We start from the raw sequence: 13,403 nt of genomic DNA, 5'->3' as shown, positions 1-13,403 counted from the left end.
GGCAGGGCACCAGATTAGGGGCGATCAGCACTTTCCGGGCGGGGAAAACGGGATTCGATGACTTATTGCGTTGGCATGCGTTTGAACAAGGGACTGGTGTTCATGTCGGACACCCGCACCAATGCGGGCGTCGACGACATTTCGCAGGTCCGCAAGATGCGCAGCTGGCATGTCCCCGGCGAGCGCGTGATCACCTTGATGTCGGCGGGCAATCTCGCGACGACGCAGGCGGTGGTGAGCCTGCTCGACGAGCGCACCAAGGCGCCCGAGGATCGCCATCCGTCGATCCTCGCCGCGCCGTCGATGTTCGCGGTCGCCACGATCATCGGCGAAACGCTGCGCCACATCGTGATGCGCCACAATGACGAGGGCCAATCGGCGGCGGATTCGCTGTTCCGCGCCTCGCTGATCGTCGGCGGGCAGATCAAGGGATCGGACCCGCGGCTGTTCCTGATCTATCCCGAGGGCAATTTCATCGAAGCCGGCGAGGACAATCCCTTCTTCCAGATCGGCGAGACGAAATATGGCCGCCCGATCATCGTGCGCTCCTACGACCCCGCGATGTCGTTCGAGGATTCGGTGAAATTGCTCTGCGTGTCGTTCGATTCGACGATCCGCGCCAATGCCGGCGTCGACCTGCCGATCGACCTCAAGGTGCACGAGCGCGACGATTTTGTCGGCGTGCGCGAACGGCGGTTCGAGCGCAACGATCCCTATTTCGAAAGCGTCGCCGACGGCTGGGCCGAGGCGCTGGGGATAGCGCTGGCGGAGCTTCCCGACTTTCATTTCTGATCGCCTTCGGCCACCGTCCCGACAGGTGAAACGGGAGGGATCGCGATGTTGCGCTGGATAGCTGCTGCACTTGCTCTGATGGCCAATCCGGCGGCGGCCGAGGAGACGGGCTTCGACAAGGCATTGCGCGATTTTCGCGAGCTGCACCGCAGCGAGACGAACCGGGCGAAGATCGCCGGGAGTAGCTTTTATGTCGTGCAGGACGGCCGGACCGTCGTCGCCGACCATCTGGGCGAGCAGGACGCCGACGCGCATGTGCCGGTCGATGCCGACACCATCTATCACTGGGCGTCGATCACCAAGACGATGACGGGAATCGCGATCATGCAGCTCCGCGATCGCGGGCTGCTGTCGCTCGACGATCCGATCGTCAAATATGTGCCCGAACTCGCCGCGGTGCATAATCCCTATGGCGACACCGGCGCGATCACGCTGCGCCAGCTGATGAGCCACAGCGCAGGGTTTCGCAGCGGGACCTGGCCGTGGCGCGATCAGGACTGGCAGCCGTTCGAGCCGAAGGGCTGGGCGCAGCTGGTGGCGATGCTGCCCTATACGCGGGTCGAGTTCAAACCGGGCAGCCGCTTCGGCTACTCGAACCCCGGCATCGTCTATCTGGGGCAGGTCATCGAGCGGCTGTCGGGCGAGGATTATGAAGTCTACATCGACAAGAATATCCTGAAACCATTGGGGATGCACGACAGCTATTTCGACCGCACCCCGCCGCACCTGCTGCCGCACCGGTCGCACAGTTACTATGTCCGCGACGGCCGGCGGGTCGCCGCGCCTTTCGATGTCGATACCGGGGTGACGGTGTCGAACGGCGGGCTCAACGCGCCGATGCCCGACATGGCGAGATATGTCGCCTTCCTGCTTGGCGATCCGGCGCGCCGATCGGACTATGACCGGGTGCTGAAACGGGCTTCGCTCGAGGAAATGTGGGCGCCGCAAATATCGGCGGGTGAGGATTTTACGCAGGGCCGCATGGCGAAGACGACGCAGAGCGGCCTGTCCTTCTTCATCGACCGCGGCGCGGCGGTGCGCTTTGTCGGCCATAATGGCGACCAGAACGGTTTTCGTGCCTATCTCAGCCTCTGCCCCGATCAGGGGATGGGCAGCCTGCTCGCCTTCAACACCGAAACGCGCGGGGTCGAGAACAGCGCGGCCAATCGCAAAACGGCGGAATCGCAGGTCGCGCTCGCGACCGACGGCCTATGCGAAGCTATCGAAGAGCAACGGCGCTAAAGCTCGCCTTTTAAAAGGGAGGGCCCGGAAGGTGCGTAACCTTCCGGGCCTTGTTGCTCCGGCCGCCAGGGAGGGGGGAGGGGCCGCCGGAACTCGGGGGTGCTCCCTATATGGTAGCTGACGGCCGTAGATTCAATCATACGAAAGCATGAGAGAGCCTATGCAGGTGCGTAGCGGCCCTGCGCTCAGCGGTTCTTCCGTCCCTCGATCAACCCGTCGACCAGGCTCGGATCGGCCAAAGTCGACGTGTCGCCCAGCGAACCGAAATCATTCTCGGCGATCTTGCGCAAGATGCGGCGCATGATCTTGCCCGAACGCGTTTTGGGAAGCCCCGGCGTCAGGTGGATATGGTCGGGGGTCGCGATCGGGCCGATTTCGGTGCGCACCTGCTGCTTCAGCGCCGCGGCGACCTCTTCGGTCGGCTCGACCCCGGCGTTCAATGTGACATAGGCGTAGATGCCCTGGCCCTTGATGTCGTGCGGGAAGCCGACGACCGCAGCCTCGGCGACGAGGTCGTGCAGCACCAGTGCGCTTTCGACCTCGGCGGTGCCCATGCGATGGCCGGAGACGTTGATGACATCGTCGACGCGGCCGGTGATCCGCCAATAACCGTCGGCATCGCGGCGGCAGCCGTCGCCGGTGAAATATTTGCCCTTATAGGTCGAGAAATAGGTTTCGGCGAAACGCTGATGATCGCCATAGATCGTCCGCGCCTGACCCGGCCAGCTATGCGTGATGCAGAGATTGCCCTCGGACGCGCCGCCGGTCTGCTCGTCGACGAGCACGCCCCCCTCGGCATCGACGAGCTGCGGGCGGATGCCGAAGAAGGGCCTACCCGCGCTGCCCGGCTGCATCGGATGCGCGCCGGGCAGGGTGGTGATCATGATCCCGCCCGTTTCGGTCTGCCACCATGTGTCGATCACGGGGACGCGGCCCTTGCCGACGATCTGGTGATACCAGCGCCATGCCTCGGGATTGATCGGCTCGCCGACGCTGCCGAGCAGTCGGATCGACGACAGATCGTGGCGCGTCACATAATCGTCGCCCTCGCGCATCAGCGCGCGGATCGCAGTCGGCGCGGTATAGAGGATGTTGACTTGATGCTTGTCGACGACCTGCCAGAAGCGGTCGTGGTTGGGGTAGTTGGGTACGCCCTCGAACATCAAGGTCGTCGCGCCATTCTGGAGCGGGCCATAGACGACATAGCTGTGCCCGGTGACCCAACCGATGTCGGCGCTGCACCAGAAAATCTCACCGGGACGATAGTCGAAACCGTAATAGAAGGTGCTGGCGGTCCACACCGAATAGCCCCCGACCGTATGGAGCACGCCCTTCGGCTTGCCGGTCGATCCCGAGGTATAGAGGATGAAGAGCGGGTCCTCGGCGCCCATCGGTTCGCACGGGCATTCATCGCCGACATCGGCCGACAGCGCGTCGTACCAATGGTCGCGGCCTTCCTTCATCGCGACGTCGCCGCCGGTGTGCGCGATGACGAGCACGGCTTTGACGTCGACGCGCTCGAGCGCCTTGTCGACATTGGCCTTGAGCGGCACATGCTTGCCGCCGCGCAGCCCCTCGTCGGCGCAGATCACCCAGTCGCTGGCGCAATCCTCGATGCGGCCGTGGATCGCCTCGGGCGAGAAGCCGCCGAAGACGACGCTGTGCACCGCGCCGATGCGCGCGCAGGCGAGCATCGCGACCGCACCCTCGGGGATCATCGGCATATAGATGGTGACGCGGTCGCCCTTCTGGACGCCGAGCTTCTTCAGCGTGTTCGCCATACGGATGACGTCGGCGAGCAGCGCCTTGTAGCTTATGTGCCGCGTCTCGCCGTCGGGGGCGTCGGGTTCAAAGATGATCGCGGTGCGCTCGCCATGGCCCGCGGCGACATGGCGGTCGACGGCGTTGTGACAGAGATTGAGGACGCCATCCTCATACCATTTGATTTCGACGGGATCGTAGGACCAGTTGCCGATCTTCGTTGGCGGGGTGATCCAGTCGAGACGCTTCGCTTGCTCGGCCCAGAAAGTATCGGGATCGTCGATGCTCTGCGCGTAGAGCCGGTCGTAATCGGCGGCGGTGCAATGCGTGTTCGCCGCGGCATCGGCCGGAACGGGAACAAAAGGTTCGGAAGCTGGAAGGTCAGCGGGGGGCAACTCGGACACGGACGACTCTCCAATCGGCATTGCATTGTTCGCCCGCTGCGATAACCCGCGAGCCACAAACTGCAAGGGCGCGTCGGCGCCGATGAAGGGACAGATGATGACGAATTTGGGCCAGGAAGTCGTGCGGCTGCTCGATGGGCTCGGCGTTGACCGTGCCGCGTGGACCGATGGATCGATGCCGTCGGTGACGCCGCTGACCGGCGAACGGCTGGGGATGGTAAAGGTCGTGGATGCCGCTGCGACCGACGAGACGCTCGGCCGGGCGAGCGCGGCCTTTCGCGCCTGGCGCAATGTCCCGGCCCCGCGCCGCGGCGAACTCGTCCGCCTGTGGGGCGAGGAACTGCGCGCCGCGAAGGACGATCTCGCAAAGCTGGTGACGATCGAGGCGGGCAAGATCCCGTCGGAGGGCGCGGGCGAGGTCCAGGAGATGATCGACATTTGCGATTTCGCCGTAGGCCTCTCGCGGCAGCTTTACGGTCTCACCATCGCGACCGAGCGGCCCGGACACCGGATGATGGAGGTGTGGCATCCGCTTGGCGTCGTCGGCGTGATCTCGGCGTTCAATTTTCCTGTGGCGGTGTGGGCGTGGAATGCCGCGCTGGCGCTGGTGTGCGGCAACAGCGTCGTGTGGAAGCCGTCCGAAAAGACTCCTCTCACAGCTCTGGCGACGCAGGCGATTTTCGAGCGCGCGCTGGCGCGCTTCGGCGATGCGCCCGAAGGGTTGGCCCAGCTCTTGATCGGCGGGCGCGAGGCGGGCGAGGCATTGGTCGACGACAGGCGCGTCGCACTGGTGTCGGCGACGGGATCGACGCGTATGGGCCGCTCCGTGGCGCCGCGGCTGGCGCAGCGTTTTGCGCGCGCGATCCTTGAGCTTGGCGGCAATAATGGGGTAATCGTCGCGCCCTCGGCCGACCTCGACCTCGCGCTCCGCGGCGTCGCGTTCGGTGCGATGGGCACAGCGGGGCAACGTTGCACGACGACGCGGCGGCTGTTCCTGCACGATGGCATCTACGACGGTTTCGTTGCGAAGCTGAAAGCAGCTTATTCGAGCGTCGGTGTGGGTAATCCGCTGGAGGGCGATGTCCTCGTCGGACCGTTGATCGACCGTGCGGCCTTTGACATGATGCAGGATGCGTTGGGCGCCGCGCGCGCTTCGGGTGGTATGGTCCATGGCGGCGAGCGGATCGGCGAGGGCGAAAGCTTCTATGTGAAGCCGGCGCTCGTCGAGATGCCGGGGCAGGTCGGACCGGTGCTCGAAGAGACGTTCGCGCCGATCCTTTATGTGATGCGCTATGACGACCTCGATGCAGTGATCGAACAGCACAACGACGTTGCGGCGGGTCTGTCGTCGGCGATCTTCACGACCGACATGCGCGAAGCCGAACGGTTCCTCGTTGCGAGCGACTGCGGTATTGCCAACGTCAATCTGGGTACCTCCGGCGCCGAGATCGGTGGCGCGTTCGGCGGCGAGAAGGAAACCGGCGGCGGACGCGAGTCCGGCTCGGACAGCTGGAAAGCCTATATGCGGCGCGCGACGAACACACTGAATTATTCGGATGCGCTGCCGCTGGCGCAAGGGGTTAGCTTCGACATCTAATTCCCCTCCCGCTTGCGGGAGGGGCAGCGAGACTTGCGAGCTTGCTCGCTAGTCGTATCGGGGAGGGCTAATGCGGCGGCGCGGCCCACCCCCCGACCCCTCCCGCAAGCGGGAGGGGAGATCTATCCCCGCCAGCCAAAGCCTTCGTCGAGTGCAACCACCTGTCCGGCCATACCAACCGGCTCGACCGTGCCGTCGGTCAAAAACGCCAGCATCGCGGCGTCACCAACATCGACATGCGCCAGCGTGCGCTTGCCGTCGGGGGTGCGTGCCGCGACGACACCGGCCTTCGGCGCGCCGTCGCGGCCGTAAAACACCGTATAGCTTTCGATCGTGGCCGGCCCGGCATAATCCTCGACCAGCTCGGGCACCGGTCCGCGCTTCGCTTCGGCCTCGGCCTGATAGTCGAAATCCTGTGGGAAGCTGGCAGCTGCGATCGGCTCATTGCCCAGCACGATGCAATGATTGTCGGTCGCGAAACCGCCATTGGCGAAGAGGAAACCATAGCGGCCTTCCTCGCGCAATTTTTCGACCATCGAGACGATCGCGTGGCTCATATAATTGGCGATCGGTCCGCCGCCGAAGGTGAGGCCGCCAAACACTGTTGCCGGGCGGTCCCACGGCCAGCCGAGGATGCGGCGCGCCATCTTGGGCACGCAGGGAAAGCAGCTATAGAGTTCGACGAAATCGAAATCGTCGGCGGTCATCGCGTTGAGTTCGAGGGTGCGTGTGATCGACGTCTCCATGCTGACGCTGGCGTCGTAGCGGTCGCGGTGGAGGATGCTTGCGGGCTCCTTCGCTGCGGCTCCCATGCCGATATGGATCAGGCGGTCCTCGGGGATGCCGCGGCGCCATGCTTCGGCGAGGCTTGCGACGATGAAGCCGGCGCCCTGATTAACCGACGAGTTGGCAACCATCAGCTTCGAATAGGGGAAAGCGATCGGGCGGTTGCGTTCGTCGACCTTGAGGATGTCGGCCGGGCTCGCGGGTTTGCGGATCCACGCGCCGTCGTTTGCGGCCGCGACTTCGGAAAAGCGCGACCAGATTTCGGCGCTTTCGGACTGTGCGTCCGCGAGGCTCTGGCCCCACGCCGCGCGCGTCGCATTTTCGTAGAGCGGGTAGACATCGACCGGCGCGGCAAGGCCGTGCTTCTGTGCATAATTGGGCTCGCGCCGCGTCGCGACCTGGCGGATCGCATTATAGCTTTTGTCCTCGCCGCTCGTAGCCTTGGCGGCGCGGCCGGCGGCGGTGCGCAGCGCCTCGGCGCCGACGATTGCCGCGAGTTTCACCTCACCCGCGCCGATGCGGTTCGCGGCTTCGTTGAGCAGGCGGACGGGCGTGTCGCCGTGCGGGGCTGCCGACTGATAATTGATTGCCGGGGTCGCGCCGATCGCGGCGGCCAACGGCTCGGGCAGTTTGCCGAGGCTGTGGAAGCTGATCTGGTCGACGATCGCGAGGCTGTCGAGGTCGGCGAGGAGCCCGCCTCCCGCATCGGCGTCCGCGATCTTCAGCGCCTCGACCATCAGACCGAGCGAGTCGAGGCCCTGATCGGGATCATCGGGCCGGTCGTTGAGCTGCCCGACCCCGATGATGACGGGAATGCGCTCGGGGTCGGTCATCGCCATGTCAGCGCGCTTTCCACTCGGGCTTGCGCTTTTGCGCGAAGGCAAGCGGGCCTTCGCGCGCGTCCTCGCTGCGCATCAGCACGCCGCGTTCGCGGGTATTATGCTCCCAATAGGGCGCGTCGGCGGCGATGCGGCCCTCGTCGATGCCGAGCGCGACGCGCTTCGACGCCTGCACCGACAGCGGCGCGTTGGCGGCGATCTTTTCGGCGAGGGCAAGCGCGGTCGGCAGCAGGTCGGCGAGCGGAACGACATGGTTGACCAGTCCGAATTCTGCGGCGCGCGCGGCGGGGATCGGGTCGCCGGTGAGCATATATTCCATCGCGAGCTTGCGCGGGATTTGTTGTGCGAGGCGGAAAGCGCCGCCCGCCGCGGCGAACAGCCCGACCTTGACCTCGGGCAGTCCGAATTGCGCATGGTCGGCGGCGACGATGATGTCGCTCATCAGTGCGATCTCGCAGCCGCCGCCGAAGGCGAAGCCATTGACTGCGGCGATGATGGGTTTCGAGATCGGGTGCGAGACGATGCCTGCGAAGCCCCAGGCCTGCTGCGCGGGGTCGTCGGGGTAGAGGCTTTCACCGCGCGACAGGGCGACAAGGTCGGCGCCCGCGCAGAAGCTCTTGTCGCCCGCGCCGGTTATGACGACGACGCGGATTTCGGGGTCGCCCTCGGCCTCTTCGAGCGCGGTGCCCACGCCGATATGGACGGCGGCATTGACCGCGTTGCGCGCCTCGGGCCGGTTGATCGTGACGATCAGGACGTGGCCGCGGCGTTCGGTGAGGATGGTGGTGTCGGTCATCGCGAATCTCTCCCTTTCGGGCGAGTATCGCGATGACTTAACGTTTACGTCAACTGCAAAGAGCGCGAGGCGTGTCTCAGATCGACTGGCCGGTCTTTGCCCAGTCGGCGAGGAAGCCCTCGATGCCTTTTTCGGTCAGGATATGCTTGAACAGCCCCTTGATCACCGACGGCGGCGCGGTCATCACGTCCGCGCCGATCTTCGCGGCTTCGAGCACATGGATGCCGTGGCGCACGCTTGCGACGAGGATCTCGGTCTCATAGCTATAATTGTCATAGATCAGGCGGATGTCGGAGATGAGCTGCATGCCGTCGAAGCCATTGTCGTCGTGGCGGCCGACGAAGGGCGAGACGAAGGTCGCGCCGGCCTTGGCGGCGAGCAGCGCCTGCGCGGCCGAGAAGCAGAGCGTCACATTGACCATCGTGCCGTCGCCGGTCAGCGCCTTGCACGTCTTGAGCCCGTCGATCGTCAGCGGCACCTTGATGCAGACGTTCGGGGCGATCTTGCGGAGGATTTCGGCCTCCTTCATCATCGTCGCATGGTCGAGCGCGACGACTTCGGCAGACACGGGGCCGGTGGTCAGCGCGCAGATTTCCTTCGTCACTTCCTTGAAGTCGCGGCCCGACTTGGCGATCAGCGACGGGTTGGTCGTGACGCCGTCGAGCAGGCCGGTCGCGGCGAGTTCCTGGATGTCGGCGATTTCGGCGGTGTCGGCGAAGAATTTCATGGGATGAGCTTTCCTGTGGGAAGTGATTCGGGTTTGAAGCTCCCCTAGAGCAAGGCGCCCGAAATATGAACCGTCCCGCCTTCATTCGTCATGCCGGACTTGATCCCGCATCCCATCTTCGGTGGTGGCGTCATGGACCCCGGATCAAGTCCGGGGTGACGATAACGGGAAAGGGCTAGCGTTCGTTCTTTGTTCCCGTTAAGCGAAGCCGTATGGCCAAAGCGAAACGTCAATATGTCTGCCAGAATTGCGGCTCCGCAACCTACCGCTGGCAGGGGCAGTGCGCCGATTGCGGCGAGTGGAACACGCTCGTCGAGGAGGCTGCCGAAACGGTGTTTTCGGCGAAGCACGATCTCAGCCGCGGCGGGCGCACGCTGGCGCTCGAAACGCTCGATGCCGAGAGCAAGATGCCCGAGCGCATGCTGTGCGGTATCGCCGAATTCGATCGCGCGCTGGGTGGCGGGTTCGTTGCGGGATCGGCGACGCTGATCGGCGGCGATCCGGGGATCGGCAAGTCGACCTTGCTGTTGCAGGCGGCCGGAAGGTTGGCGAAGGCGGGAAAATCGGTCGTCTACATCAGCGGTGAGGAAGCCGCGGCGCAGGTGCGGCTGCGCGCACAGCGGCTGGGGCTCGGCAATGCGCCGGTCGCGCTCGCCAGCGCTACCTCGGTGCGCGACATTCTCGCGACGCTCGACGGGCGCGATGCCGATTTCGTCGTGATCGATTCGATCCAGACGATGCACAGCGACCTGATCGACAGCGCGCCGGGCACGGTGAGCCAAGTGCGCGCGAGCGCGCAGGAACTGATCCGCTACGCCAAGGACAGCGATGCGGCGATCGTGCTCGTCGGGCATGTCACCAAGGACGGGACGATCGCGGGGCCGCGCGTGCTTGAGCATATGGTCGACACGGTGCTGGCGTTCGAGGGCGAGCGTAGCCACCAATATCGCATCCTGCGCGCGGTGAAGAACCGTTTTGGCGGCACTGACGAGATTGGCGTCTTCGCGATGGGCGAAGAGGGCCTCGGCGAAGTGTCGAACCCGTCGAGCCTGTTCCTGACCGATCGCAGCCGCGACGTGCCGGGGTCGGTGGTGTTCCCGGCGCTGGAGGGCACGCGTCCGGTGCTGGTCGAGGTGCAGGCACTGACCGTGCGGCTGGCGAGCGGGGCGACGCCGCGGCGCGCCGTTGTCGGTTGGGACAGCGGGCGGCTCGCGATGGTGCTAGCGGTGCTCGAGGCGCGATGCGGGCTGCAAATGGGCGCCGCCGAAGTCTATCTCAACATCGCGGGCGGTTACCGGCTCACCGATCCGGCCGCCGACCTCGCGGTCGCCGCGGCGCTGATCTCGGCGTTCAGCGAGCGGCCGGTGCCCGCCGACGCAATCGTATTCGGCGAACTGTCGCTGTCGGGCGAGGTGCGGCAGGTTTCGCACGACGGGCTGCGGTTGCGCGAAGCAGCGAAGCTCGGTTTCTCGCACGGCTGGGGGCCGAAAGGCATGAAGGCGGTCGGCGGGATTTCGGTCACAGGTTTTGGCCGGCTCGGCGAACTCGTTGACCTGATGCTCGGGCGCGACTAGCGACCGGCAAATGGGAAGTCTGACGGCTCTGGATATCGTCGTGCTGGTGCTGGTTGGCGGCGGCGCGGTGCTCGGTTTTTCGCGCGGCCTCGTGCAGGAGGTGACGACGCTGCTCGCGTGGGTCCTTGCGATCGCGGCGGTGCGCTTTTTTCACCCGCTCGTGACCGACCTGCTCGCGGGCTGGGTCGGGACCGAGGGCGGCGCCGCGGCGCTCGCCTTCGTGCTGCTCTTCGGCGGGGTGTTCGCTTTCGCCAAATGGGGTTCGCGCGCGATGGGGCAGCGTAGCCGTGCGTCGCTAGTCGGCGGGTTCGACCGCGGTTTGGGTGCGGGCTTCGGCGCGGTCAAAGGCCTGCTGATCGCCTCGATCGGCTTCATGCTCCTCACCTTGCTCTACGATATCGGCTATGGCGTCATGCAGCGTCCCGCGTGGATGACCGACAGCCGAACCTATCCGGCGCTCAATGCGACGAGCAGCGCGATGAGCAAGGTGATTGCCGCGCGCCGCGCCGAGGCGCGCGAAGCCGAAGCCAGCAAGGCGGACGCGCCATGAGCGCGCCGCTCTATAATCGTGACATATTGGCGCTGGCGGTCGCGACATCGGAATATCTGCCGATCGCCGATGCGCGCCACCGGGTGAGCAAGCGTGCACCGCTGTGCGGCAGCGCGATCATCCTCGATCTCGATACCGACGACGCGGGGCGCGTCACGCGCGTCGGCATGCATGTCGAGGCGTGCGCATTGGGGCAGGCGTCGGCAACATTGCTCGCGCGCCACGCCCCGGGGCTCGGCCTCGCCGAACTGCGCGCCGCGCGTCGTGCGATCGCGGGCTGGTTCGCGGGCGAGGGGGCGCAGCCCGACTGGCCCGGGTTCGACCTGCTCGCAGCGGCGCGGGGCTATCCCGCGCGCCACGGCGCGATCCTGCTACCCTTCGATGCCGCCATCGCAGCGCTCGAGGAACGGGCGGCGGCGGCATGAATTTGCTCATGCTCACGGCGGCTGCGGCGGCCGAAGCGGCCGAGAAGGTCGGGGAGACAGCAACCGATACCGCGCTCGTCGAAGGCGCGATCCTGCTCGGCGTCGCGACGCTGTTCGTGCTGATCTTTCGACGGCTCGGTCTTGGTGCGGTGCTTGGCTATCTAATCGCGGGGGCGATTGTCGGGCCGCACGGGCTCGGGCTCGTCGGCGGCGGTGAGTCGAAGCTCGCTTTTGCCGAGCTTGGTATCGCCTTTCTGCTCTTCCTCGTCGGGCTCGAACTGTCGCCGCGGCGGCTGTGGGACATGCGCCGCGCGATCTTCGGGCTCGGCCTGATGCAGGTCGTCGTCACCGGGCTCGTGCTTACGGGGTTGATCCATCTGACGCTGGGGTTCAGCCCCGCAGCATCGCTCGCGCTCGGCCTGCCGCTTGCGCTGTCATCGACCGCGCAGGTGCTGCCGGGGCTCAAAAGTTCGGGGCGGATCAATTCGCCTTTCGGGGAAAAAGCCTTCTCGATCCTGCTGTTTCAGGATCTGGCGATCGTGCCGATGATTACGATCGTCGCGGTGCTGTCGCGCGCGCCCACCGACCCGTCGGCGCCGCCCGGGTGGCAGATGGCCTTTTTCACCCTGTGGGCGATCGTCGTGCTGGTGCTCGCCGGGCGTTTCGTGGTCAATCCGCTGCTGCGGATCATCGGCCGTTATGGCGAGCGCGAGCTATTCGTCGTCGTCGGGCTGCTCACTATCCTTGCGAGCGCCGCGCTGATGCACAGCCTGCATCTGTCGACCGCGCTCGGCGCCTTCATCGCGGGTGTGATGCTCGCCGACTCGCCCTATCGGCACGAGATCGAATCGGACGTCGAACCCTTCCGCCTGATCCTGCTCGGCCTCTTTTTCCTAGCCGTCGGCATGGTGCTCGACGTTGGAGCGGTGATGGAGCGCCCGCTGCTCGTGCTCGGGCTGGCGCTTGGGCTTGTGGCGGTGAAGGTCGTCGTCCTGACATTGATCGTGAAATTGTTCGGCAAACCCTGGCCGGTGGCGTTGGGGCTTGGTTTGTTGCTGAGCCAGGGCGGCGAATTCGGTTTCCTGCTGTTCGCGCAGGCGGCCGATGCGCTGCTGATCCAGCCCGAGGCGGCGAGCCTGTTCAGCGCGGTCGTGACGCTGTCGATGGTGACGACGCCCTTCCTGATGCTGTTCGCGCGCAACCTGGAATTCGCACCCGAGGTGGACAACGCCGTTCTGGCCGATCCGGGGGACGCGCCGCGCGGATCGGCGATCGTCGTCGGCTTTGGCCGTTTCGGGCAGATTGTGTCGCAGATGCTGCACGGCGTCGCCTGTTCGGTGACGCTGATCGACAAGAAGCCGAGCCAGATCGAGCTGTCGAGCCGCTTCGACACCAAAGTCTATTTCGGCGACGGCCTGCGTATCGACCTGCTCCGCCGCGCGGGCGCGGACGAGGCTCGGCTGATCATCTTTTGCATGGATGACGCGTCGGTCGATGCCGAAGCGATGAGGCCGATCGTCGACGCCTTTCCGAACGCAAAAATATTGATGCGCGTCTTTGACCGACGACAACTGCTCGCGCTCGATGGATCCGGTGTCGACAATGTCATTCGCGAAGTGTTCGAAAGCTCGATCGCGATGGGCCTGACGGCGCTGCGCCATCTCGATGTCGATCCAAGCGAGATGGACGATGTCGAGGCGACGTTGCGGCATCTCGACGAAACGCGGCTGCAGGCGCAGCTCGACGAGGGCGATATTTCGGCGGGCATGGACCATCGCTTCAAGCCCGGCGGCGGGCGCGAGGCCGACAGCATTCTCGAGAAATTCCGCCGCAAGCGGCTGGCGGCGAAGGCTTCGAAAGACGATCCGAAGGACGAAGAAAGCGAGCAGGCGTCGGCGATGAACTGACGG

11 protein-coding genes are annotated in these 13,403 nt (G+C 65.4%); 7 read left to right on the top strand and 4 right to left on the bottom strand.

Annotated features, from left to right (window positions below; translation table 11 throughout):
- Positions 1-57 precede the first annotated feature (57 nt).
- Positions 58-792, top strand: coding sequence for a peptidase (locus tag GGC65_RS09120; RefSeq protein ID WP_192646860.1), 735 nt, complete (start codon positions 58-60; stop codon positions 790-792).
- A gap of 45 nt (positions 793-837) precedes the next feature.
- A complete protein-coding gene (locus tag GGC65_RS09115) occupies positions 838-2,034 on the top strand; it encodes a serine hydrolase domain-containing protein (RefSeq protein ID WP_192646859.1) in 1,197 nt (398 codons plus the stop codon).
- Between the two features lie 185 nt (positions 2,035-2,219).
- On the opposite strand, the gene acs is transcribed toward GGC65_RS09115, so the two are convergent.
- Positions 2,220-4,190: an acetate--CoA ligase gene (gene acs, locus GGC65_RS09110; RefSeq protein WP_413052751.1), complete on the bottom strand. Its 1,971-nt coding sequence runs from the start codon at positions 4,188-4,190 to the stop codon at positions 2,220-2,222.
- Between the two features lie 103 nt (positions 4,191-4,293).
- Here acs and GGC65_RS09105 point away from each other — a divergent pair, with 103 nt between their 5' ends.
- Positions 4,294-5,796: an aldehyde dehydrogenase family protein gene (locus GGC65_RS09105; RefSeq protein WP_225940748.1), complete on the top strand. Its 1,503-nt coding sequence runs from the start codon at positions 4,294-4,296 to the stop codon at positions 5,794-5,796.
- Between the two features lie 122 nt (positions 5,797-5,918).
- On the opposite strand, the gene GGC65_RS09100 is transcribed toward GGC65_RS09105, so the two are convergent.
- The 3 genes from GGC65_RS09100 to fsa all read right to left on the bottom strand — a co-directional run bounded on the left by GGC65_RS09100 (position 5,919) and on the right by fsa (position 8,944).
- Positions 5,919-7,421 (bottom strand): acetyl-CoA acetyltransferase, encoded by a 1,503-nt coding sequence (locus tag GGC65_RS09100; RefSeq protein WP_225940747.1) that lies wholly within the window; start codon positions 7,419-7,421, stop codon positions 5,919-5,921.
- A gap of 1 nt (position 7,422) precedes the next feature.
- Positions 7,423-8,217 (bottom strand): crotonase/enoyl-CoA hydratase family protein, encoded by a 795-nt coding sequence (locus GGC65_RS09095; protein WP_192646856.1) that lies wholly within the window; start codon positions 8,215-8,217, stop codon positions 7,423-7,425.
- A 76-nt stretch (positions 8,218-8,293) separates the two neighbouring features.
- A complete protein-coding gene (gene fsa / locus GGC65_RS09090) occupies positions 8,294-8,944 on the bottom strand; it encodes a fructose-6-phosphate aldolase (RefSeq protein WP_192646855.1) in 651 nt (216 codons plus the stop codon).
- A 212-nt stretch (positions 8,945-9,156) separates the two neighbouring features.
- On the opposite strand from fsa, the gene radA reads away from it, so the two are divergent.
- Genes radA through GGC65_RS09070 form a run of 4 tightly spaced genes read left to right on the top strand, consistent with a single transcriptional unit; the run spans position 9,157 to position 13,400 of the window.
- Positions 9,157-10,518 (top strand): DNA repair protein RadA, encoded by a 1,362-nt coding sequence (gene radA, locus GGC65_RS09085; RefSeq protein WP_192646854.1) that lies wholly within the window; start codon positions 9,157-9,159, stop codon positions 10,516-10,518.
- A gap of 10 nt (positions 10,519-10,528) precedes the next feature.
- Entirely contained in the window at positions 10,529-11,068 is a 540-nt protein-coding gene (locus GGC65_RS09080) for a CvpA family protein (RefSeq protein WP_192646853.1), read from the top strand.
- Complete coding sequence (locus GGC65_RS09075; RefSeq protein WP_192646852.1) at positions 11,065-11,493, top strand: iron-sulfur cluster assembly scaffold protein; 429 nt, start codon at positions 11,065-11,067, stop codon at positions 11,491-11,493. Before GGC65_RS09080 ends, GGC65_RS09075 begins: the two co-directional genes overlap by 4 nt.
- The gene (locus GGC65_RS09070; protein ID WP_413052723.1) at positions 11,490-13,400 is read left to right on the top strand and encodes a cation:proton antiporter; all 1,911 of its coding nucleotides are present in this window, start codon (positions 11,490-11,492) and stop codon (positions 13,398-13,400) included. The genes GGC65_RS09075 and GGC65_RS09070 overlap by 4 nt, the downstream gene beginning before the upstream one ends.
- Positions 13,401-13,403 lie beyond the last annotated feature (3 nt).

It is taken from the genome of Sphingopyxis sp. OAS728 (assembly GCF_014873485.1).
Lineage (GTDB): Bacteria > Pseudomonadota > Alphaproteobacteria > Sphingomonadales > Sphingomonadaceae > Sphingopyxis.
This window is presented reverse-complemented; position numbering and strand designations above follow the sequence as displayed.

Bases quoted from the DNA above. Each gene is read 5' to 3' on its own strand.
- GGC65_RS09120 (WP_192646860.1), top strand. From the start codon at position 58: ATGACTTATTGCGTTGGCATGCGTTTGAACAAGGGACTGGTGTTCATG.
- GGC65_RS09115 (WP_192646859.1), top strand. From the start codon at position 838: ATGTTGCGCTGGATAGCTGCTGCACTTGCTCTGATGGCCAATCCGGCG.
- GGC65_RS09105 (WP_225940748.1), top strand. From the start codon at position 4,294: ATGATGACGAATTTGGGCCAGGAAGTCGTGCGGCTGCTCGATGGGCTC.
- GGC65_RS09100 (WP_225940747.1), bottom strand. From the start codon at position 7,421: ATGGCGATGACCGACCCCGAGCGCATTCCCGTCATCATCGGGGTCGGG.
- GGC65_RS09095 (WP_192646856.1), bottom strand. From the start codon at position 8,217: ATGACCGACACCACCATCCTCACCGAACGCCGCGGCCACGTCCTGATC.
- fsa (WP_192646855.1), bottom strand. From the start codon at position 8,944: ATGAAATTCTTCGCCGACACCGCCGAAATCGCCGACATCCAGGAACTC.
- radA (WP_192646854.1), top strand. From the start codon at position 9,157: ATGGCCAAAGCGAAACGTCAATATGTCTGCCAGAATTGCGGCTCCGCA.
- GGC65_RS09080 (WP_192646853.1), top strand. From the start codon at position 10,529: ATGGGAAGTCTGACGGCTCTGGATATCGTCGTGCTGGTGCTGGTTGGC.
- GGC65_RS09075 (WP_192646852.1), top strand. From the start codon at position 11,065: ATGAGCGCGCCGCTCTATAATCGTGACATATTGGCGCTGGCGGTCGCG.
- GGC65_RS09070 (WP_413052723.1), top strand. From the start codon at position 11,490: ATGAATTTGCTCATGCTCACGGCGGCTGCGGCGGCCGAAGCGGCCGAG.